Below are 20,600 nucleotides of genomic sequence, written 5' to 3' on the forward strand. Positions count from 1 at the left end.
GGGCATGGTCGCGAGCACCTCCGATGACGCCGGCCGCCTGCGCTACGCCTGGCGGGTGTGCTCGGTCACCAGCCTGGGGCTGGTCCTCATCGGTATCGCGGGCAGCACACTCAACGTGGCGCTGCCCACGGTCGTGCGCCACTTCCACGCCACGCCGTTCCAGTCGGGCTGGATCCTGCTGGCGTTCCTGCTGGTCAACACCGCGAGCCTGGTGTTCTTCGGGCGGGTGGCCGACCTGCTGGGCAGGCGTGAGGTCTATCTGACCGGGTTCGCGCTGTTCACGGTGGCCTCGCTGCTCGCGGGGCTGTCGCCGGACGTGTGGTTCCTGATCGTGATGCGGATGCTGCAGGCGGTCGGCGCGGCGATGATCCTGGCCAACGGCACAGTGATCATCACCGAGGCCTTCCCGCCCGACCGGCTCAGTCAGGGCATGGGCGTCTACATGGGCACCCTGTCCGTGGCGCAACTCGCCGGCCCCACCCTGGGCGGGCTGATCGCCGCGACCGCGGGCTGGCAGTGGATCTTCTGGGTGAACGTGCCCGCCGGGCTGGTCGCGATCATCTGGGGCGGGATCATCCTGCGCAAGGTCCCGAAGGGACCGAGACGCCCGGTGGACGGGATGGGCAACGCGCTGGTGTTCGCCGCGCTGACGGCCATCATCCTGGCCCTGTCCGAAGCCGGCTCCAGCGGGCCGACGAGTCCGGTCGCGCTGATCGGGGCGGGCTTGTTCGTGGTCCTGGCGCCGCTGATCGTGCTGGTGGAGCGGCGGGCCGCCAATCCGGTGCTGGACCTGCGGCTGTTCGGCGGGCGGATGCTGGCCTGCGCGAACCTGGCCTCCTTCTGCAACGCCGTCGCCCGTGCGGCGCTGATCCTGGTGGTGGCGCTCTACTTCCAGGCGGCCAGGGGGGTGGACCCGTTCACCGCCGGGCTGAGCGTGCTGCCGGTGCCGGTGGGCATGGCGCTGTCCTCCCCCATCGTCGGGCTGCTCGGCCGCAGGGTGTCGCCGTACCTGCTGTCCATCGGCGGCGCGCTGATGAGCGCGGCCGGGCTCGGCGTGCTCATGCTCACGGCCGACCCCGGCACGCCGTACTGGATCATCGGGATCGGCCTGTTCGTGGCCGGCTGCGGCAGCGGCACCTTCCTCACCGGCAACACCACGCAGGTCATGAGCGCCCTGCCGAGCGGCAGCCTCGGGGTGGTCAACGGCTTCCGGCTCATGGTGATGAACGTCGGCATCGTGCTCAGCGTGGGCCTGTCGCTCAGCGTGCTGGGCAGCGCGGTGAGCCCGGAGGTGCGGGCCCAGGTGTACGCGGGCACCCTGTCCACGCTGTCACCGGTGGCGGTGGGGCAGCTCATGCAGGGCTTCGAGCGCACGTACGGGGTCCTGTTCGCGGTCGCCCTGGCCGGCGCCCTCCTCGCCGCCCTGGCCCGCTCCCCGCGCCGCTGAGCGCGCCCGTCGAGCTTGCTATGAGCGGCGGGCCGCGAGGGTTTCGATGCCGGACAGGATGAGGTCGACGCCGAAGGAGTCGTAGAGGCTCGGGGGGCAGTCGACCATGGGGCCGGCCATTCTGACGAGGTACGGGTAGGCGTCGGCGGGGAGTGACTCCAGGCCCAGGCGCTTGACCCGGACGATCTCGGCGATCTCCTCGTCAGTGTGGCCGGGGCGGAAGTGCACGGGGACGTCGGCGATGGAGATCGCGCTGTGCAGCAGATACTTGGAGATGAGACAGCACTCCTCGTCGGCGAACCCGGCGGCGTGCGTCAGCCCCAGGGCCTCGTTCCAGACGGTCAGGTAGCTCGGCACGTCCTCCTGGTCGACCTGCTCCAGCACGGTGCGTGCGCACGGGTGGGCGCGCAGGACGCGGACGAGCCCCTCCACCAGCTCGCGTAGCCGCTGCTGCCAGGGCCGGTCGTCGGCGGGCTCGGGCGCGAAGTTCGCGATGAGGTGATCGGCCATGCCGATCAGGAGCTGCTCCTTGTTCTTGAAGTGCCAGTAGAGGGCCATCGGGGTGACGCCGAGGTCGGTGGCCAGCCGCCTGATGGTCACGGCGTCGAGGCCCTCGGTGTCGCCGATCCGGAGGGCGCGCTCGACGATCGCGGGGGCGGTCAGTTTTCCCATCACGGTTGACAACTATACGCCGTACGAGTTCAACTATACGGCGTACAAGTACGCCGTATAGGGGGACTGCCGTGGACCGGAAGTGGTGGGCGCTGATCGCGCTGACGCTGGGCACCTTCATGACCGCCCTGGACAACAACGTGGGCAATGTCGCCTTACCGACGATCCAGCGGGAGCTGGGGCTGACGATCTCCGGCCTGGAGTGGATCGTGAGCAGCTACATCCTGGTGTTCGCCGGGCTGATGCTCGTCGGCGGCAGGCTCGCGGACCTGTTCGGGGCCCGGCGGGTGTTCGTCGCCGGACTGATCGTCTTCACCGTCGCCTCGCTCGCCGCCGGGCTCGCCACCAGCGGCGGGACGCTGATCGCCGCCCGCGCGGTGCAGGGCGTCGGCGCGGCGCTGCTCACCCCGACCTCGCTGTCGCTGCTCTCCCAGATCTTCAACGATCCGGCCGAGCGCGGCAGGGCCGTGGGCATCTGGAGCGCCTCCGGCGCCCTGTCCATGGCGCTCGGCCCCGTCACCGGCGGTTTCATCAGCGAGAACACGCACTGGGGGTGGATCTACCTGATCAACGTGCCCATCGGAGCGGTGACGCTCGGGCTCGCGCTGTGGGCGGTACGACCCGCCTTCACTCGGGTACGGCACAGCCTCGACCTGCCGGGCCTGGTCACCTCCGCCCTCGCGCTGCTCACCCTGACCTACGCGCTCATCGAGGGCGAGGCGGCCGGCTGGACCTCACCGGGGATCCTGGCCGCCGTCGCCGTATCGCTGGCGTCCGCGACCGCGTTCGTGCTGGTCGAGAGGCGGTCCGCGGAGCCCATGATCGACCTGTCGCTCTTCCGCGCCAGGCAGTTCACCGGTGGCGTCATCACCAGCGGCATCTGGTCGTTCGGCGTGTTCGGCATCTACTTCTTCAGCGCGCTCTGGCTGCAGAACGTGCTCGGTTTCAGCCCCACCGAGGCCGGGGCCGCGTTCGTGCCGATGGCGCTGATCATGGCGGTGGTGGCGGTGCTGTCCCAGCGGATCAGCGCGCTGCTCGGCATCGGGCGGACGGTGGCGCTCGGGATGGCGCTCATGGGGGCCGCCATCCTCATGCTCTCCGGCGTCGGCGCGGACGCCGGCTACGCGGACGTGCTTCCCTGGTTCATGCTGTACGGCCTGGGCGGCGGCATGCTGGTGCCCCTGACCGCCGCCGTGCTCAACGGGATGCCGGCGGGACGGTCAGGGGTGGCCTCCGGGGTGCTGAACGTCTTCAGGGAGGTGTTCGGGCTGCTCGGCATCACCGTCCTGGGCGCGCTGCTCAGCGCCAGGCAGGCGGCGAGCGACCGGTCGCCGCTGGCCGCCTTCCTGGAGGGTTACCAGTTCACCCTGGTGGTCGCGGCCGTCGTCGTGCTGGTGGGCATCCCGGTCGCCCTCTTCACGATGCGCGGGACGCGTACACCTGAGAAGGGGCAGGAGGAGCGGCCTCAGGCCGCGATGGCCGGGTCGGCGAACTGAGTGCGGTAGAGCTCCTCGTAGCGGCCGCCGTCGGCGAGCAGCTGGGCGTGCGTGCCGCGCTCGACGATCCGCCCGTCCTCGATGACCAGGATGACGTCGGCGGCGCGGATCGTGGAGAGCCGGTGCGCGATCACCACCGCGGTCCGCCCGGCCAGCGCCTCGGCCAGCGCCTCCTGCACGGCGGCCTCCGAGGTGGAGTCGAGCGCCGCGGTGGCCTCGTCCAGGATCACCACCCGGGGGCCGGCCAGCAGCAGCCGGGCGATCGTCAGCCGCTGGCGCTCGCCACCCGACAGCCGGTAGCCGCGCTCGCCCACCACCGTGTCCAGCCCGTCGGGCAGTGACTCGATCATGGTGGCGAGCCTGGACCTGCGCAGCGCGTCCCACAGCTCCTCCTCGGTCGCCTCCGGCCGGGCGAACAGCAGGTTGCCCCTGATCGAGTCGTGGAACAGGTGGCCGTCCTGGGTGACCATGCCGAGCGTCTCGCGGATGGAGTCGGCGGTCAGGTCCCGCACGTCCACGCCGCCGATCCGCACCGCGCCCTCGTCCACGTCGTACAGCCTCGGCAGGAGCTGCGCGATCGTCGACTTGCCCGCGCCGGAGGAGCCGACCAGGGCCACCATCTGGCCCGGCTCGGCCGTGAAGGAGACGCCGTGCAGCACGTCGACCCCGCCACGGCTGTCCAGCGCCGCCACCTCCTCCAGCGAGGCGAGCGACACCTTGTCGGCCGAGGGGTAGGCGAAGCGCACGTCGTCGAACTCCACGCCGACCGGCCCGGCGGGCACCTCGCGCGCGCCCGGCCTGTCCTGGATGAGCGGCTCCAGGTCGAGCACCTCGAAGACCCGCTCGAAGCTGACCAGCGCGCTCATCACGTCCACGCGGGCGTTGGCCAGCGCGGTCAGCGGCGAGTACAGACGGGTGATGAGCAGCGCCAGCGCCACCACCGAGCCCGGGTCGAGCTGGTCGCGCAGCGCGTAGAAGCCGCCCAGGCCGTAGACGAGCGCCAGGGCCAGCGCCGACACCAGCGTCAGCGCGGTGACGAAGACCGACTGGGTGAAGGCCGTGCGCACACCGATGTCACGCACCCGCCGCGCCCTGGCCGCGAAGTCGGCCGACTCCATGGCGGGCCTGCCGAACAACTTCACCAGCGTCGCGCCCGGCGCCGAGAACCGCTCGGTCATCTGGGTGCCCATGGTCGCGTTGTGGTCGGCCGCCTCGCGCCTGAGCCGGGCGATCCGGACGCCCATCCGGCGGGCCGGCAGTACGAACACCGGCAGCAACAGCAACGCCAGCAGCGTGATCTGCCAGGAGATGCCCACCATCACGGTGAGCGCCAGCAGCAGCGTCACCACGTTGCCCGCCACGCTGGACAGCGTGTCGGTGAACGCCCGCTGAGCGCCGATCACGTCATTGTTGAGCCTGCTCACCAGCGCGCCGGTGCGCGTCCGGGTGAAGAACGCGATCGGCATCCGCTGCACGTGGTCGAACACGGCCGTGCGCAGGTCCAGGATGAGCCCCTCGCCCAGCCCGGCCGACAGCCACCGGGTCACCAGGCCGAGCCCGGCCTCGGCCACCGCCAGCCCCGCGATCAGGCCGGCCAGACCCACCACCACGCCGACCGGCGCACTCTGCCCGATCGCGTCCAGCACCCGGCCGGCCAGCACCGGCGGAGCCACCGCCAGCGCCGCCATCACCACGCTCAGCGCGAGGAAGACCGCGATCCTGCCGCGGTGCGGCCGGGCGAACCCCCAGACGCGGCGGAGCGTCGCCTTCGACACCTGGCGACGCTCCGAGCGGTTGTTCAGCGAATACAGCTGGTTCCATGCGGTCACTTCCATGCTCATGGCATGGAGACTAGGACCTCAAGTTAACTAGAGGTCAACTGCCGATCTTCTTGCCCTTGTCGTGCCACACCACCGCGACGGACGGCCGCGGCTGGTCACCGTCGGGCCAGCGGCTGGCCGGCTTGTCCGGGCTCGCTCCGTCGACCTCACCCGGGTGCTGCACCGCCACGAACACGCTGCGCTGGTCATCGGTGATCATCGGGCCGCAGGTCTCCGCCCCGATCGGAACCGTGAGGAACTGCCGCACATGGCCGCGCTCCCGGCCGCGCACCGGCATCACGAACAGGCCGTCGTGCCCGCCGAGCTGGTTGCCGTCCGTGGAGATCCACAGGTTGCCGTCGCGGTCGAAGGCCAGGTTGTCCGGGCAGGAGATCGGCGACACCTTGGACTTGTCGTAGCCCGCGAAGTACGTCGAGGCGTCGTCAGGGTTGCCGCAGACCAGCGGGATCGACCAGGCGAACGACTCGGCCGCCGCGTCGTTACGGCGCTCCACGATCTCCAGCACGTGACCGTGCTTGCTCTTGGTGATCGGGTTGGCCTCGTCCGTCTGCGCCGCGGTGCGGTTGCTGTTGTTGGTCAGCGCGACGTAGACGGCGCCCGTCACCGGGTTGCGCTCCACGTCCTCCGGGCGGTCCATCTTCGTGGCCGTCACCTTGTCGGCGGCGATACGCGTGTAGACCAGCACCTCGGCGGCCGTCATGCCCTCCACGTGCGACTTGTCGCCCGTGACCAGCGGGATCCACTCGCCGGCGCCGTCGAACTCGCCGTCCTTCGGCAGCTTGCCCGAGCCGTCGATCTCGTTCGCCGGGCTGTCGCCGGTGAACCTGGCCACGTACAGCGTGCCCTCGTCCAGCAGGGTGCGGTTGTGGCGGTCGTTGCCGCGGCGGTAACGCTCCTTCGAGACGAACTTGTACACGTACTCGAAGCGGGAGTCGTCGCCCATGTAGACCACCAGGCGGCCGTCGCGGGCCAGCGACGTGGTCGCGGCCTCGTGCGCGAAACGGCCCAGCGCGGTCCGCTTGACCGGCGTCGAGTCCGGGTCGAACGGGTCGATCTCCACGATCCAGCCGAACCGGTTGACCTCGTGCGGGTGCTTGGCCAGGTCGAAGCGCTCCTCGATCCGGTCGAAGCGCCGGTTGTCGTCGGGGACGCCCTTCGTGATCGCGTACCGCTCGATGGAGGGCGCCTGATCCGCGGGCACCTTGTCACCGTTGACGAAGTACTGGTTGAAGTTCTCCTCCGCGGTCAGCACCGTGTCCCACGGGGTGGTGCCGCCGGCGCAGTTGTTCAGCATGCCCAGCGGCTTGACGCCCTGCGGGTCGGCGGCCGTCTTGAGCAGGTCGCTGCCGGCGGCCGGGCCGGTGAACCGCATCGCCGTCTGGGCGGTGATACGCCGGTTGTAGCGGCGGCGGCCCTTGGTCACCAGCTTCCACTGGCCGTTGGCGTGCGCCCGCTCCACCTCGACGACCGAGCCGCCGTGCGCGGCCAGCGCGATCTTGATCTGCTCCTCCGTGGCGGCGTCCCCGGTCGTGTAACCGCGGAACATCAGCACCTCGTCGGTGTACTCGTGGTTCACCCAGAGCAGGCCACGGCTGCGGCCCATCGGGAAAAGGGTGACGAAGTCACAGTTGTAACCGAACTGCTTGGCCTGCGCCTCGGCGGTCTGCTTGTCGAAGTCGAACGCCGGCGCACCCGGCAGCACCGGGTCGCCCCAGCGCACCACCACGGACGAACGGTAGCCGCTGGGCACACGGAGCGCGTCGTCGGTGTTCGGCGGGACGGGCGTGAAATCGATGCCACCACCGGGGCCGCCATGCTTCGCAGCGGGCTTGGCCGGATCGGCGAACGCCGGCGCGGCACCGGTGACGCCGACACCCGCGACCAGCGCGCCGAGCGCGCCCGCGCGCAGCGCGCCCCGCCGCGACAGCGCCTGCTCGGCCACCTCACCGAAATACGGATTGGCGCTGGTGTTGGCCACATCGTGCGCACACGCGTTGCCACACCGGAACTGACAGGTCATCGCGGAACGGCCACCCTTGTGCGGGGTGGAAAGCAGCGGCAGCAGCCGGCGCGGCGACAGATTCGCCACAGGTCCTCCAAGGTAGTGCGGTCTTCGGCCGGGACACTACGGTTACAGCGAAAACCGCAGATGAACGACGCACTCCGGCACGATGAACGCTTCCAGGGAGCACAATGGGCCGGTGGCACCACGCAAACCGGACCCGGACAAGCTCAGAGCCGCCCTCGACGCGCAGTTGGTCGCGCTCGACGAGCCACCGTACGACGGCCCCGCGGCCTCACTGGCCGACGCGCTCGTGCAGGCCGTGCTCGCCGCCTACGACCGCGGTCTGCGGCCCGAACGCGACGCCGCCCGCCAGGCCGTGCGGCACCTGCTCGACCGGCTCACCGCCGTCGCGCCCGGCCGCACCGTCGAGGTACGCGTGCCGCCGTACGCCGCCGTACAGGCCATCGCCGGGCCCCGGCACACCCGCGGCACGCCGCCCAACGTGGTGGAGACCGACGCCCGCACCTGGATCGAGCTGGCCGTCGGGCGGACCACCTGGGCGGAGGCGATGGCCAAGGGCGCCGTCTCGGCCAGCGGCGCCCGCGCCGACCTCTCCGACCACCTGCCCCTCCGGACCGATGCCTGATCGGCCGGTCACGCTCCCGGCAGATGGACATCCTGTGCCTGCGGATCCCAGATGGCCAGGCGAAACTCCGCCGCGAGCTCCTCGATCGCGCTGATCGCCGCATCGCTCCTCGACGAGAAGCTCAGCTGCATGATCACGTGGTCGATGCCGACCGCCAGCGGCGTCGACATCCATGGAGAGTCGGAGGCGTAGGGCGGCTGGTCCGGGAACCGCGAGCGCAGCCGCTCGTAGAACCCGGCCACCCGCTCATCCACCTCGCCCTCGGCATGATCGCCGGAGACGCAGCGCTCGAACATCGCACGCGCCGCGGCGGCGTCAGCCGACCCGTCCATCGCGAGAACCGCAAGATCGAAGCTCACGAGCCCATCTTCTCCCCAGCCTGATCACCTGGGGGCCAGCCACGGGATGCGCGCCTCCAGGCAGCGGTCGGCGAGCCCGCTGGGGAGCTGGCCGCACTCCTGCACCACGCTCCAGAACCACAGGGCCAGGGCGGTGAAGATGATCAGAGCGAGCACGCTGAACGCGATCCCGGTGATCGCCCGGCCCTTGCCCGTCCGCCGGACGATCGCCACGATGCCGAACACGATCGACAGGATCGCGGTCAGCAGGCCGACGAAGCAGACGAAGACCAGGAACGGACTCGCCACCCCCAGCACCAGCGACGCCGTGGCCAGCCCGTTCCCCGGCTGACCGGATGCCCGCCAGCCGGGCGGGTACTGCTCGCCAGGCGGGTACGGCACGGACGAGCCGGGCGGTGGCGTGTAGGCGGCCCCTCCCCCGGGGGCACCGTAAACAGGCGCGGCTCCCGGCGGCCCACCGTACGGACTGGAGGGCGACGTCCCGGGCACCGCGGGCTCCTGCCCCTGCCCGTACGCATCGGCAGGCAGACGGCAAACCTCCTGCGCCTCCTTACCGTCCGAACCCGAAGGCCTGGCACCCGGCTGTTCCCCGTACGGACCCGAAGGCTCAGCACCCGGCTCCCCATACGGACCCGAAGGCGTAGCGCCCGGCTCCTCCCCGTACGGGCTGGAAGGCGGGCCCTCCCCCTCCTGCGGTTTCTGACCGTACGGGCCCGAAGGTGTGGTGTCGCCGTGTGCCGGTTCTTGTTCTTGGGAGCCGTCGTCGTACGGCCTGGAGGGTGAAGGCGTGCCGCTGTCGGGGCGGTCCTGGCGCGGTGGGGTGGCTGCGGGCTCCTGGTCGCCTGGGGTGATCGCTCCTCCCTCCGTGAGTCGCTCCGGGGAGGGCTGTTCTCCGTACGGCGTCTCCCCGCTTCGGTCCTTGGGGGCGCCCTCGTCCGGGGTCGCGCCGCCGGAGGCCGACGGGCCTTCACCCGGTGGCTGGGTGGGCGGGTCGTAGCGGGACGGGGGCCGTACGGCTGCGGGGCCGGGCTCGTCGCCTGTGTCGTCCTCTTCCCAGCCGGGGTAGGTCGGGGTGCTTCCAGGCTGGCGAGGCGGCGGTCCGCCTGGGCGGCTCTTGTCGCGGGTCTCGAAGACGGCCGTACGCTCGGCGTCCGTCTCGTCAGGAACCTGGATCGGCTCGGGGACCTCAGGCGAGGTGGGCAGATCGGGATGCCGAGGCTCGCCGGGCCCACCACCAGGCGCCGGCCCAGGCCGCCCCGGCTCAGGCCGCCCCGGCTCAGGCCCCGGACCGGGCACAGGACCAGGACCGGGCACAGGACCAGGTCCAGGCTCAGGACCAGGACCTGGACCGGGCACAGGACCTGGACCAGGCGCAGGGCCTGGTTCGGGCGCAGGGCCTGGTTCGGGCGCAGGTCCCGGGTCGGGGCCGGGTACAGGGCTTGGGCCTGGGTCAGGCACAGGGCCCGGACCTGGGCGGGGTACCGGGCTCGGGCCAGGGGCGGGTGGCTCGTCGGTGAGCGGCACGACGGGTGGTGCGGGTGTGACGGGCTCCTCGCCCGGCTCCTCCTCAGGCACCCGCTCCCAGGAGCGCCGCTCCTCGGATTCGCGGTGGGGCTCGTCCGGCGAGAGGGGGCCGTCGTCGGCATAGCGACGTGCCGCCGTGCCGGGTTCGGGGGCGGGTGGCTGGTCCTCCGGGACGCCCTCGGCCCACCAGGGGACCTCCTCGGGCGGCTGGGAGGCCGGGTCACGGCCGGGTTCGTCCGGGTTTGGACGGTCCTCGCGCCCGCGAGGCTGGTTCGGGTCCCCAGGTGTGGTCACGTCTGCGTCTCCCGATGGGTCTGCATGCCGGATACTTCACCTTTTCGCGGAAGCCGCCATTGAAACCCTCTGACACGGTAAGACCCCGGTCATTCTTGGGCCACCATGTGCCAAATCCCCAGGCGGCAGGCAAGATGAGGGCATCCTGGACGCGTTCCGAAGCCCCGGATCGGCCGTGGCGCCGGGCCTGCCGCACCCGCCGGAGAGCGCCCTCGGCGGCGGATCCGTACACAGCGCCCGGGCCGGCGGGCCGCCCGATCCGTCCTGATCTCGGCCCTGGTGTGCGAGCACGAGAGACGCCGACCTAGACTGAAGTACGTGCTGAAGGGCGACGGCCGACTCGGTCATGACCTGGACCCCGAAGACCGCGCACCGAAGGACGCATGTGGCGTCTTCGGCGTTTGGGCGCCAGGCGAGGAAGTTTCCAAACTCACCTACTACGGGCTGTACGCGTTGCAACACCGCGGCCAGGAGTCCGCGGGCATCGCAGTCAGCGAGGGCAGCCGTATCCTCGTCTACAAGGACATGGGCCTGGTGGCCCAGGTCTTCGACGAGTCGGTGCTCGGCACCCTGCGCGGCCACCTGGCCGTCGGGCACTGCCGCTACTCCACGACCGGCTCCAGCGTGTGGGAGAACGCTCAGCCGACGCTGAGCTCCACCGACGTCGGCGGGCTCGCGCTCGCCCACAACGGCAACCTGATCAACACTCCGGAGCTGGCCCAGCGCCTTGCTCCGGGCGCCACCAGGGCGACCACCGACACCGAGGTGCTCACCGCACTGCTGGCCCAGGATCGCACCCGTTCCATCGAGGACTCCGCGGCCGAGCTGCTGCCGCAGGTCAAGGGCGCCTACACCCTGGTGTTCATGGACGAGAAGACGCTCTACGCGGCGCGTGACCCGCAGGGCATCCGCCCGCTGGTCCTGGGCCGGCTGGAGCGGGGCTGGGTCGTCGCCTCCGAGACGGCGGCGCTCGACATCGTGGGCGCCACCTTCACCCGCGAGGTCGAGCCCGGCGAGATGCTCACCATCGACGAGCGCGGCGTGCGCTCGCGCAGGTTCGCGCTCGCCGAGCCCAAGGGCTGTCTGTTCGAGTACGTCTATCTGGCGCGTCCCGACACCACCATCGCCGGGCGCGGCGTCCAGGTCACCCGGGTCGAGGTGGGCAAGGTCCTGGCCCGCGAGCACCCCGTCGAGGCCGACCTGGTCATCCCGACACCGGAGTCCGGCACCCCCGCCGCCGTGGGCTACGCCCAGGAGAGCGGGATCCCGTACGGCCAGGGCCTGGTGAAGAACTCCTACGTGGGCCGCACGTTCATCCAGCCCTCGCAGACCATCCGCCAGCTCGGCATCCGGCTCAAGCTCAACCCGCTGCGCGAGATCGTCGAGGGCAAGCGCCTGGTCGTGGTCGACGACTCGATCGTGCGCGGCAACACCCAGCGCGCCATCGTCAAGATGCTGCGCGAGGCGGGCGCACGCGAGGTTCACGTACGCATCTCCTCGCCGCCCGTGTCGTGGCCGTGTTTCTACGGCATCGACTTCGCCACCAGGGCCGAGCTCATCGCGGGCTCGCTCTCGGTCGAGGAGATCCGCGCCTCGCTGGGCGCCGACAGCCTCGGTTACATCTCCCTCGAAGGGCTCACCGAGGCCACCACCATCCCGGCGGATCGGCTCTGCCGGGCGTGCTTCGACGGCTCGTACCCCATTCCGATCGACCAGGACAACGTCGGCAAGTTCGTGTTGGAGAGCAAGGCGTGAGTACGTACGAGGCCGCTGGTGTGGACATCGAGGCGGGTGAGCGTGCCGTCGCGTTGATGAAGGACAAGGTGGCCCGCTCGCGCCGGCCCGAGGTGGTCGACGACGACAGCGGCTTCGCCGGGCTGTTCGACGCCTCGGCGCTGCTGCGGTACAAGCGGCCGTTGCTGGCCACCTCCACCGACGGCGTCGGCACGAAGGTGATGCTGGCGCAGCGGTGGGGCAAGCACGACACGATCGGGATCGACCTGGCCGGGATGGTCCTGGACGACCTGGTGGTGTGCGGGGCCGAGCCGCTGTTCATGACCGACTACATCGCCTGCGGCAAGGTCGTGCCCGAGCGGATCGCCGAGATCGTCGGCGGGGTGGCCGAGGGCTGCCGCCTGGCGGGCGCGGCGCTGGTGGGCGGCGAGACGGCCGAGCACCCGGGCGCGATGGGCGCCGACGAGTACGACCTCGCGGGCGCGGGCACCGGGGTCGTGGAGGCCGATCGGATGCTGGGCCCCTCCCGGGTGCGGGAGGGTGACGTGGTGCTGGGCCTGGCCTCGTCCGGCGTCCACTCCAACGGCTACTCCCTGGTGCGCCATGTGATCAAGACCGCCTCGCTCGATCTTGACACGGTGCTGCCGGAGCTGGGGCGGCCGCTGGCCGAGGAGCTGCTGGAGCCGACCCGCATCTACTCACTCGACTGCCTGGAGCTGGCCCGCTCGGTCGACGTGCACGCCTTCGCGCACATCACCGGCGGCGGCGTGGAGAGCAACCTCTCCCGTTCGCTGCCGGGTCACCTCGGCGCCGTGCTGGACCGGTCGTCGTGGACTCCGCCCGCCATATTCGAGGTGCTGGCCGGTCACGGCCGCATCGCGCAGAAGGACCTCGACCGCACCTTCAACCTGGGCGTCGGCATGGCCGCGATCGTCGCGGCCGAGGTCGCCGACGAGTCGATCCGGCTGCTGAAGAGCCGGGGCCTGCCCGCGTGGGTCCTGGGCGAGATCGTGCCGGGCGCCGGCGAAGCGACGTACGGCTAGGACACGACGAAAGCCCCACGGTCACCCGTGGGGCTCTGACGCACTTGAACGGATGGACCCGCGCCGGAGCGCGTGTCCATCCTCACTCTGAAGAACGGCTAGCGGCGTCCGGACGTACGATCATCGTCGTCGTCTCCGGGGCCGTAACCCTCGGCGTAATCGGCATAGCGATCCGCCAGCTCGTCGTTGATGTCGTCGGCGTCGTCGTTATGGTCGGGCTCGCCGACCCCGAGTTCGTCGCGAAGTCGGTCAAGATCCGTGCCACCGCTGTTGTACTTCAGCTGGCGAGCAACCTTGACCTGCTTGGCCTTTGCTCGGCCGCGCCCCATTGGCTCGACCCCCTCGTGTGGGGTCGTCCCCGACCCCTCGTCGCTAACGCACCACACACTGACGTCGCCCTGACTATGGACGTCAGCCTATCGTTCGCCTATTACCGTACCTGTTTTGTGCCCAGCTCGGTACGTCGTATGGGCGCGGGGCGTCAGCCGCCCAGCCAAATGCCCCTTAGACGCCCTACTTCCGACATTCTGCGCTCGGCCAGCCTATCTGCTGCGACCGCCGGAGGAACTCCCTCCTCAGCGGCGATCCCGAAGATCTTCAGAGTCGTGTCGTAGATCTGGGCCGCCTTGGCGCGCGCCCGTTCCATCACGAATCCGCCGATCTCATCGGCAACCTGGATCACGCCGCCCGAGTTGACGACGTAGTCAGGCGCGTAGAGGATGCCACGCTCGTCGAGCTGCTTCTCGACGCCGGAATGGGCGAGCTGGTTGTTGGCCGCGCCACAGACGATCCTGGCCCGCAACCTGGCCACGGTGGCCTCGTCGAGCGCGCCGCCCAGGGCGCAGGGGGCGAAGACGTCGATGTCGTCCCCTGTCATGGCCTGCGCGTCGGCCACCACGTCGACCTCCGGGTGGCGCCGGCGTACGCGCTCGATGGCCTGCTCGCTGACGTCGCAGATCACCACCTCGGCGCCGTCCTCGCGCAGCAGGTCCACCAGGCGGTGGCCCACCTTGCCCACGCCCTCGACGCCCACCCGCCTGCCGCGTAGCGACGGCGTGCCGAAGACCCGCTCGGACGAGGCGCGCATGCCCTGGAAGACGCCGAACGCGGTGAGGATGGAGGAGTCACCGGCGCCGCCGTGGGAAAGGGTGCGGCCGGTCACGAAGCGTGACTCGCGGGCGACGAGGTCCATGTCCTCGCTGTAGGTGCCGACGTCGCAGGCGGTGATGTAGCGCCCGCCGAGCGACTGGACGAACCGGCCGTAGGCGCGCAGCAGCGCCTCGCTCTTGTCGCGGCCCGGGTCGCCGATGATGACGGCCTTGCCGCCGCCGTGGTCGAGCCCGGCCAGCGCGTTCTTGTACGACATGCCCTTGGCGAGGCTGAGCACGTCGGCCAGTGCGGCGTGCTCGTCGGAATACGGATAGAACCTGGTGCCGCCGAGCGCCGGTCCCAGTGCGGTGCTGTGGACGGCGATGATGGCACGCAGGCCGCTCTGCTCGTCGGCGCAGAACACGACCTGCTCGTGAACGTCCTTGTGGGACGAACTGAAGACGTCGGTCACGGTAGTGACTCCCTGTCCGGTCCGCCGCACCTTCGCGGCGGAGATCGCCTTCCAGCGTAGTAGGCGCGATGCGCGGCAGGTTGGCTTCGTGACACGATGCCTCCGTGCTGCCCTATGCCGCCTACCTCCGCGTCTATGAGCCGCTGACCGCGTTCGCCGAGTCTGAGCGCAAGGTCTGGGCCGACTACGCCGATTCGCGCGACCGTCCACGCCGCGCCAACGCCCTGCACGCCGAGCACGCGGAGTCGCTCAGGCGACTGCTCGGCATGCCTCCAGAGCCCGTTCCGTCGCAGGAGAGCCCCAACGCCTACCTGCGGCGCGTTGAGGACAGACTGTACGTCTGCCCATGGCAGACGCGGTTGCGCTCGTGGCTGGCGTTCTCACGGCTGCGCGGCAGCACTCCCGCGAAGCTGATGGACCATCTCGTCCCTCATGCCATCGCCGAGCAGACGGCCGACGACTTCGACCGTTTCAAGCGCAGGGGCGACTCCTCGATGCTGCGCACCCACATCCGCACCACGGCCTGGCACGTGCCACCGTCGTGGTTCGTGCCGTTCGACGGGAACGAGCGCTGGCTGGTGCTCGGCGCCGCCGCGCCCGGACAGGACGTGACCACCGCCACGGGGCGCAACCTCATCTATGTCACCTCCATGGCGCAGGCCAGGCGGCGGGCGGCACGGGCGCTGCAGGTGATGCGCCGGCATCTGGGCGAGACCACGCCCAACTTCGACGTCGAGGACATCGCGCGCTGGCTGGAGGAGTTTCATCCGCACTCACTGGTCGAGCTCGACTACGGCGGCCTGGTGCATCTCATGGACGACGGCGCGTTGCAGGCGGACCAGTCCGTCGCGGAGCTTTCGGCGGCTTTGACAGGGCTGGACACGGGTCAAGAAGAACTTGCCTACGCCATGTATCAGAGGGTCATCCTTCGCTGGAAGTCAATGCAACTTCTGGAATCTGCCAACTGAACCCCAATACGACCGTCTGACCTGCATGAGTAGGTCACGACTCGCGGCTGCACTCTTCTGCGAACTGAGTAGTTTGCCGTTTTCACTGCGATACCACGAAACGTGTCGCTAGAATCACCGAGCGTGACATCGCCATGGGGGCGGGCAGTTGAGTCGAAAGAAGGGCTCGCCAATCGCTCTGCGTGGCTGTATGGTCACATCGGGTGATACCGCATATGGCCCAGAAAAGCCGCACGCTCTGGACCATAGGGGGACATCCGTGACAGGCGCACAGGCAGTCACAGGATCGCGAAGCCGGTCCACACGGAGGAGAGGCCGCACAAATGTCAGCTCGTACACCCGAGGCCGAGCCACTGCTCACGCCCGCCGAGGTCGCGACCATGTTCAGGGTCGACCCCAAGACCGTTACCCGGTGGGCCAAGGCGGGCAAGTTGACGTCGATTCGTACCCTCGGCGGTCACCGGCGTTACCGGGAGACCGAGGTCCGCGCTCTGCTCGCGGGGATTCCGCAGCAGCGCTCGGAGTAGTGCCAGGGTCGTCACGAACCTCAGGGGGGTTGAACGGTGGGCCAGGTCGGCGCGACCCGGTCCACCCCTGTGACGACACAACGTCGCAAGGGGAGTTGGCGTCGCCCGCCCGGCGCCATTCTTCTTGACAGCACCGACCGTGACACGGCCGACTCAGCGCCTCCAGCCGGTTGACCTCGGTGTCGTAGCCGGCCGCCACGCCGAACGACGCGATCAGCGTCCGCTCGCCGTCCCCGCCGCCTCCTCGGGAGCGATCCACGACCTCAGCGTCGTGCGCCACTCGGCTGCTCTCCAGCATGAGCCCGAGGCCCACCGTGCCGACCTACCGGTGATCGCACATGCAAGTCGTCGCGGCGATCGACCGATTACCGGCCTCCCTCATTTCAGGCCGTACCCTGCGGCGAACTCGATCGTTTGGTGAGACAGGTGCCCAACTTCGCATCGCGGGGGAGACACATGTCAGGTCCGCCAGTCAAGACTTCAACCATCACCAAGCTGAGAGAGGTAGACACGCTGCCTCGGCCACGCCCCACCATCCGCAACGTCGCCGAACGAGCCGGCGTCTCCAAATCGCTGGTCTCACTCGTGCTGCGCGGATCCCCACACGTGAGTGAGCACAGGCGCCAGGCCGTGCTGCAAGCCGCCCGCGAGCTCGGCTACCGGCCGAACGCGGTGGCGCGCAGCCTCGTCGAAGGGCGCACCCACCTCATCGGAGCGCTCGTCGCCGACCTGCACAATCCCTTCTACGCGGAGTTCCTCGACGGGCTGCAGGAGAGCCTGCACGGCGACGGCCTTCGCATGCTGATCGGGAACAGCCAGTGGGACCCCGCCTTCGAGGACGAGGCCGTGGAGGCCTTCCTCGAGCTCAGGGTCGACGGACTGGTCCTGTTAGGCATCGCGCCGACCAACGAGACGCTCATCGAGGCCACCGCCTACACCCCGACGGTCGTCGTAGGGGAACGTGACATCGAGCTGGAGAGCGTCGACATCGTCGTCGACGACGACCAGCTCGGCGCCCGGCTGGCCATCGACCACCTGGTCGAGTCCGGCCACAAGCGCATCGCGCACATCGAGGGCGCGCGGCCCTCCCGCTGCGAGGGCTACCTCGTGGCCATGCGCAGGCACTCGCTCGCGCCGTACATCATGGTCGAGGCCGCGGACTCGACCGAGAGCGGCGGCAGGGACGCGGCGCTCGCCCTGCTGACCCGCGAGCCCAGGCCCACGGCGATCTTCGCCGCCAACGACGTGGTGGCGCTCGGCGTGCTGTCGGCCGCCGACCACCTGGGCCTGCGCGTGCCGGAGGACCTGTCGGTGGTCGGCTACGACAACACCCATCTGTCGGCGTCCGGCCGTATCTCGCTGACCTCCGTCGACCAGCCGCGCCGCACCATGGGCAGGACGGCCGCCGCACTGCTGAGCGACCGGATCACCAACCCCACCACACCCGCCCGCCTGCGTGAGGTGACTCCGGAACTGATCGTGCGCCGCAGCACGGGACGGGCCTAAGAGCAGGCCAAGGCTGGGTCAACATGCTTCGCGACACCGCCGCACGGCGGTTTACTCACCAGGGTCATGCTAGTTGTGGCCGGATTCGATCCGGCCACGATCTGATCCGGGGGGACAGCCATGCGTGATCCAGAACTGGTGTCGTGTGCCCAGCGCGCCGCGGCCGAGCTCGAACGCGCCTGGGCGCAGTGGCGGGCCGGACGAGGGAGGGGAACCGACGTCGGCGCCGAGTCCGTCGCCAGCTACGTCGCCCACTCCCTCGACCACCCGTGGGGCCGCCCCCGCGTCGTGCTCGGCCTCGACGCCGAGGACGCGCGGGAACTGGCCGCGCTGCTCCAGCGTCAGGAAGTCGGCGAGCACGTCTGGTAGGGGCCGCCGCGTTCGCCCGCCTGTGGGGGCGTTCGCCCGCCGGGGCGCGGTGTGCCCGTTCGGCGCGTTCGCCGGAGTCCGGAGGCGGCTTGACGTAAGTTGGAGCCCATGCGTGCTCTACCAGCCTCCGTCCTCGCCGCCTGCGGCCTGATCGTCTGCGCGTGCGGCGGCGCCGCCTCCAGCGGGTCCACGGCAGGCCAGGCCGTCGAGCAGGCCACGGCGCGAGCCGGCGGCGCATCGACAGGACACACCGCCAAGCCGCAGGCCGACGGCACCGGCGCGGCCTCCAGGCCCGCGCCGGCCGCCGACGAGCCCGCGGCCGTGCCGCTCGACGGCAAGGTCGTGGTCATCGACCCCGGCCACAACGGAGGCAACTTCCGCGATCCGAAGGCCATCAACCGTCAGGTCAACGTGCTGACGAAGTGGAAGGCCTGCGACACCACCGGCACCGCCACCGCCAACGGCTACTCCGAGGCGGCCTTCACCTGGGACGTCTCCACCCGGCTCGCCAAGATCCTCAAGAGCCGGGGGGCCACGGTCAAGCTGACCAGGTCCAACAACACCGGCGTGGGACCGTGCATCACCAAGCGGGCCGCCATCGGCAACCGCAACAAGGCCGACGCCGCGATCTCGGTCCACGCCGACGGCTCGGCGACCCACAACCGCGGCTTCCACATCATCATGCCGAAGAAGATCAACGGCCCGGTGGACCCGGTGGTGAACGCCTCCAGCAGGCTCGGCAAGACCGTACGCGACGCCTTCCGCAAGGGCACCGGCCTGCCCTACTCCACCTACATCGGCAACAAGGCCCTCGACTACCGCGACGACCTGGGCGGGCTCAACCTCTCGACCGTGCCGAAGATCTTCCTTGAGGCCGGCAACATGAAGAACCCGACCGAGGCGGCCAAGTTCCAGGACCCGCGCTTCCGGCAGAAGATCGCACTGGCTTTGGCCAACGGTTTGCAGCAGTATCTCCAATCATGATTCCTCGCCCGAAGGTGCTCAATCCGCTGTCCGGCTCCTACGACCTGGCCGCAGGCTCCACCATCTCCGGGCCCGACACTCTGGTCGAGCCGATCCGGACCGCGCTGCCGATGCTCGACCTACGGCCGGGCGACGACGGCGCGATCACCACCAGGCACGATCCGGCGCTCGGCGCCGAGGCCTACCGGCTGATCGCAGGCTCGCGCGGGATCGAGATCACCGCGGGCGGCCCGGCGGGCGCCTTCTACGCCGCCCAGTCGCTGCACCAGCTCCTGCCCGACGCCTCCTACCGCGTCACCGCGCGGGGATCGTGGACCGTGCCCGGCGTCCGGATCGAGGACTCGCCCCGCTTCCCGTGGCGCGGCCTGCACCTCGACGTGGCCAGGCACTTCTTCCCCAGGCGGGAGGTCATGCGGCTGATCGACCTGATGGCCGTGCACAAGCTCAACCACCTGCACCTGCACCTGGCAGACGACCAGGGGTGGCGGGTGGAGAGCAGGGCCTATCCCCTGCTGCACGAGGTCGCCTCCCACCGGCCGCGCACCGCCGTCCACTTCTACCGCGAGGACGAGGCCTACGACGGCGTCCCGCACGGCGGCTACTACACCCTCGCCGACCTGGCCGAGCTCGCCGACTACGCCCGCGCCCGCGCCGTCACGATCGTCCCCGAGATCGACGTGCCCGGCCACGCGTCGGCGATCCTGGCCGCCTACCCGTCGCTCGGCGTCACGGACGAGCCTCACCAGGTGATGGAGCGCTGGGGCATCTCCCCCGCCATCCTGTCGCCGTTCCCGTCCACCATCGAGTTCCTCACCACGATCTTCGACGAGCTCCTCGAAGCCCTCGGCGACACCCCGTACGTGCACATCGGCGGCGACGAGGTCGTGCTGGACCGGTGGACGTCCTCCCCCGAGATCGTCGCCTACCGCGACTCCCTCGGCCTGGCCACGTCCAACGACCTGCAGGCGTGGTTCCTGCGGCAGCTCGCCGACGCGCTGGCCGAGCGGGGCTCCCGCGCCGTGGTCTGGGACGAGGCGTTCGTCAGCGGCGGCCTCAGGCAGGACACCGTCGTGATGCCCTGGCGCGGCATGAACGTCGGCCGCCGCGCCGCCGCCGCGGGCCACGACGTGGTCGCCACCGCCGTCTTCCCGCTCTACTTCGACTACGCCGAGGCGGCCTCCGCCGACGAGCCGATGGCGATCGGCGAGACCATCACCGTCGCCGACGTGGCCGCCTTCGACCCCGCCCCCGGCGACTGGTCCCCCGGCGAGCGATCCCACGTCCTGGGCGCGCAGGCCCAGCTCTGGACCGAACGCGTGCCGGACGCCCGCACCATGGACTACCGGCTGTGGCCGCGCGCCTGCGCGGTCGCCGAGATCGCCTGGGGGCCGCGTGACGACTTCGACGGGCGGCTCGACGCCCACCTGGGCAGGCTGGACGCGCTCGGCGTGGAGTACCGGCCTCCGGCGGGCCCCCGGCCCTGGCAGCGCCGCCGCCCCCACCGGCCGGGGCTGAACGACGTGTCGGCGGTGATGTCCCGCATCGACGAGATGACCCACGACGCGGAGTCGACCCGCCCGAGCGTCTGATCTGTGCTGGTCCCTGTGCTGATCTCTGTGCTGGT

Annotated in this window: 18 protein-coding genes; 11 read left to right on the forward strand and 7 right to left on the reverse strand. The window is 70.4% G+C overall.

Translation table 11 applies throughout. The annotated features are described in order from the left end of the window. Nucleotides 1-4: 4 nt before the first annotated feature. Nucleotides 5-1,447: an MFS transporter gene (locus ACTMTF_RS43780; RefSeq protein ID WP_441116000.1), complete on the forward strand. Its 1,443-nt coding sequence runs from the start codon at nt 5-7 to the stop codon at nt 1,445-1,447. Between the two features lie 18 nt (nt 1,448-1,465). Here the strand turns inward: ACTMTF_RS43780 and ACTMTF_RS43785 are convergent, their stop codons facing one another. Further along, nucleotides 1,466-2,119: a TetR/AcrR family transcriptional regulator gene (locus ACTMTF_RS43785; RefSeq protein WP_441116062.1), complete on the reverse strand. Its 654-nt coding sequence runs from the start codon at nt 2,117-2,119 to the stop codon at nt 1,466-1,468. 71 nt (nt 2,120-2,190) lie between these two features. On the opposite strand from ACTMTF_RS43785, the gene ACTMTF_RS43790 reads away from it, so the two are divergent. Next, on the forward strand, nt 2,191-3,615 hold the full coding sequence (locus ACTMTF_RS43790; RefSeq protein ID WP_441116001.1) for an MFS transporter: 1,425 nt from the start codon (nt 2,191-2,193) through the stop codon (nt 3,613-3,615). On the opposite strand, the gene ACTMTF_RS43795 is transcribed toward ACTMTF_RS43790, so the two are convergent. Beyond that, nucleotides 3,585-5,456 (reverse strand): ABC transporter ATP-binding protein, encoded by a 1,872-nt coding sequence (locus tag ACTMTF_RS43795; RefSeq protein ID WP_441116002.1) that lies wholly within the window; start codon nt 5,454-5,456, stop codon nt 3,585-3,587. The two genes, ACTMTF_RS43790 and ACTMTF_RS43795, sit on opposite strands and share 31 nt — an antisense overlap. Nucleotides 5,457-5,490: 34 nt before the next feature. Further along, entirely contained in the window at nt 5,491-7,545 is a 2,055-nt protein-coding gene (locus ACTMTF_RS43800) for a PhoX family protein (RefSeq protein WP_441116003.1), read from the reverse strand. Between the two features lie 82 nt (nt 7,546-7,627). Here ACTMTF_RS43800 and ACTMTF_RS43805 point away from each other — a divergent pair, with 82 nt between their 5' ends. After that, a complete protein-coding gene (locus ACTMTF_RS43805; protein WP_441116004.1) occupies nt 7,628-8,107 on the forward strand; it encodes a sterol carrier family protein in 480 nt (159 codons plus the stop codon). 8 nt (nt 8,108-8,115) lie between these two features. On the opposite strand, the gene ACTMTF_RS43810 is transcribed toward ACTMTF_RS43805, so the two are convergent. After that, complete coding sequence (locus ACTMTF_RS43810) at nt 8,116-8,466, reverse strand: hypothetical protein (protein WP_441116005.1); 351 nt, start codon at nt 8,464-8,466, stop codon at nt 8,116-8,118. 24 nt (nt 8,467-8,490) lie between these two features. Next, a complete protein-coding gene (locus ACTMTF_RS43815) occupies nt 8,491-8,955 on the reverse strand; it encodes a hypothetical protein (protein WP_441116006.1) in 465 nt (154 codons plus the stop codon). A 1,647-nt stretch (nt 8,956-10,602) separates the two neighbouring features. Here ACTMTF_RS43815 and purF point away from each other — a divergent pair. Together purF and purM are read left to right on the forward strand one after the other, a co-directional pair. Further along, nucleotides 10,603-12,039 (forward strand): amidophosphoribosyltransferase, encoded by a 1,437-nt coding sequence (purF, locus tag ACTMTF_RS43820; protein WP_441116007.1) that lies wholly within the window; start codon nt 10,603-10,605, stop codon nt 12,037-12,039. Further along, nucleotides 12,036-13,061 carry a phosphoribosylformylglycinamidine cyclo-ligase gene (gene purM, locus ACTMTF_RS43825; protein WP_441116008.1) on the forward strand — a complete coding sequence of 342 codons (1,026 nt, stop codon included), beginning with the start codon at nt 12,036-12,038 and terminating at the stop codon, nt 13,059-13,061. The genes purF and purM overlap by 4 nt, the downstream gene beginning before the upstream one ends. 98 nt (nt 13,062-13,159) lie before the next feature. Here purM and ACTMTF_RS43830 read toward each other — a convergent pair whose 3' ends face one another. Continuing rightward, nucleotides 13,160-13,390 carry a DUF3073 domain-containing protein gene (locus ACTMTF_RS43830; protein WP_397017053.1) on the reverse strand — a complete coding sequence of 77 codons (231 nt, stop codon included), beginning with the start codon at nt 13,388-13,390 and terminating at the stop codon, nt 13,160-13,162. 152 nt (nt 13,391-13,542) lie between these two features. Beyond that, entirely contained in the window at nt 13,543-14,622 is a 1,080-nt protein-coding gene (locus tag ACTMTF_RS43835; RefSeq protein ID WP_441116009.1) for a Glu/Leu/Phe/Val family dehydrogenase, read from the reverse strand. Nucleotides 14,623-14,726: 104 nt separating this feature from the next. Here ACTMTF_RS43835 and ACTMTF_RS43840 point away from each other — a divergent pair, with 104 nt between their 5' ends. The 6 genes from ACTMTF_RS43840 (at nt 14,727) to ACTMTF_RS43865 (ending at nt 20,565) form a co-directional block, all read left to right on the forward strand. Further along, entirely contained in the window at nt 14,727-15,590 is an 864-nt protein-coding gene (locus ACTMTF_RS43840) for a hypothetical protein (RefSeq protein ID WP_441116010.1), read from the forward strand. A 323-nt stretch (nt 15,591-15,913) separates the two neighbouring features. Next, nucleotides 15,914-16,117 (forward strand): developmental transcriptional regulator BldC, encoded by a 204-nt coding sequence (gene bldC / locus ACTMTF_RS43845; protein WP_013133571.1) that lies wholly within the window; start codon nt 15,914-15,916, stop codon nt 16,115-16,117. Nucleotides 16,118-16,573: 456 nt separating this feature from the next. After that, the gene (locus ACTMTF_RS43850) at nt 16,574-17,623 is read left to right on the forward strand and encodes a LacI family DNA-binding transcriptional regulator (RefSeq protein WP_441116011.1); all 1,050 of its coding nucleotides are present in this window, start codon (nt 16,574-16,576) and stop codon (nt 17,621-17,623) included. 120 nt (nt 17,624-17,743) lie between these two features. Continuing rightward, nucleotides 17,744-17,992 carry a hypothetical protein gene (locus ACTMTF_RS43855; RefSeq protein ID WP_049572779.1) on the forward strand — a complete coding sequence of 83 codons (249 nt, stop codon included), beginning with the start codon at nt 17,744-17,746 and terminating at the stop codon, nt 17,990-17,992. A gap of 108 nt (nt 17,993-18,100) precedes the next feature. Further along, nucleotides 18,101-18,976: an N-acetylmuramoyl-L-alanine amidase gene (locus ACTMTF_RS43860; RefSeq protein WP_441116012.1), complete on the forward strand. Its 876-nt coding sequence runs from the start codon at nt 18,101-18,103 to the stop codon at nt 18,974-18,976. Further along, on the forward strand, nt 18,973-20,565 hold the full coding sequence (locus ACTMTF_RS43865) for a beta-N-acetylhexosaminidase (RefSeq protein ID WP_441116013.1): 1,593 nt from the start codon (nt 18,973-18,975) through the stop codon (nt 20,563-20,565). The genes ACTMTF_RS43860 and ACTMTF_RS43865 overlap by 4 nt, the downstream gene beginning before the upstream one ends. The last annotated feature ends 35 nt before the right edge of the window (nt 20,566-20,600 follow it).

The organism is Nonomuraea sp. ZG12, assembly GCF_052068115.1.
Classification (GTDB): domain Bacteria; phylum Actinomycetota; class Actinomycetes; order Streptosporangiales; family Streptosporangiaceae; genus Nonomuraea.

Excerpts from the sequence above, each read along its gene's own strand:
- ACTMTF_RS43780 (WP_441116000.1), top strand. The coding sequence starts at position 5 with ATGGTCGCGAGCACCTCCGATGACGCCGGCCGCCTGCGCTACGCCTGG.
- ACTMTF_RS43785 (WP_441116062.1), bottom strand. The coding sequence starts at position 2,119 with ATGGGAAAACTGACCGCCCCCGCGATCGTCGAGCGCGCCCTCCGGATC.
- ACTMTF_RS43795 (WP_441116002.1), bottom strand. The coding sequence starts at position 5,456 with ATGAGCATGGAAGTGACCGCATGGAACCAGCTGTATTCGCTGAACAAC.
- ACTMTF_RS43805 (WP_441116004.1), top strand. The coding sequence starts at position 7,628 with ATGAACGCTTCCAGGGAGCACAATGGGCCGGTGGCACCACGCAAACCG.
- ACTMTF_RS43830 (WP_397017053.1), bottom strand. The coding sequence starts at position 13,390 with ATGGGGCGCGGCCGAGCAAAGGCCAAGCAGGTCAAGGTTGCTCGCCAG.
- bldC (WP_013133571.1), top strand. The coding sequence starts at position 15,914 with ATGTCAGCTCGTACACCCGAGGCCGAGCCACTGCTCACGCCCGCCGAG.
- ACTMTF_RS43850 (WP_441116011.1), top strand. The coding sequence starts at position 16,574 with ATGTCAGGTCCGCCAGTCAAGACTTCAACCATCACCAAGCTGAGAGAG.
- ACTMTF_RS43855 (WP_049572779.1), top strand. The coding sequence starts at position 17,744 with ATGCGTGATCCAGAACTGGTGTCGTGTGCCCAGCGCGCCGCGGCCGAG.
- ACTMTF_RS43860 (WP_441116012.1), top strand. The coding sequence starts at position 18,101 with ATGCGTGCTCTACCAGCCTCCGTCCTCGCCGCCTGCGGCCTGATCGTC.
- ACTMTF_RS43865 (WP_441116013.1), top strand. The coding sequence starts at position 18,973 with ATGATTCCTCGCCCGAAGGTGCTCAATCCGCTGTCCGGCTCCTACGAC.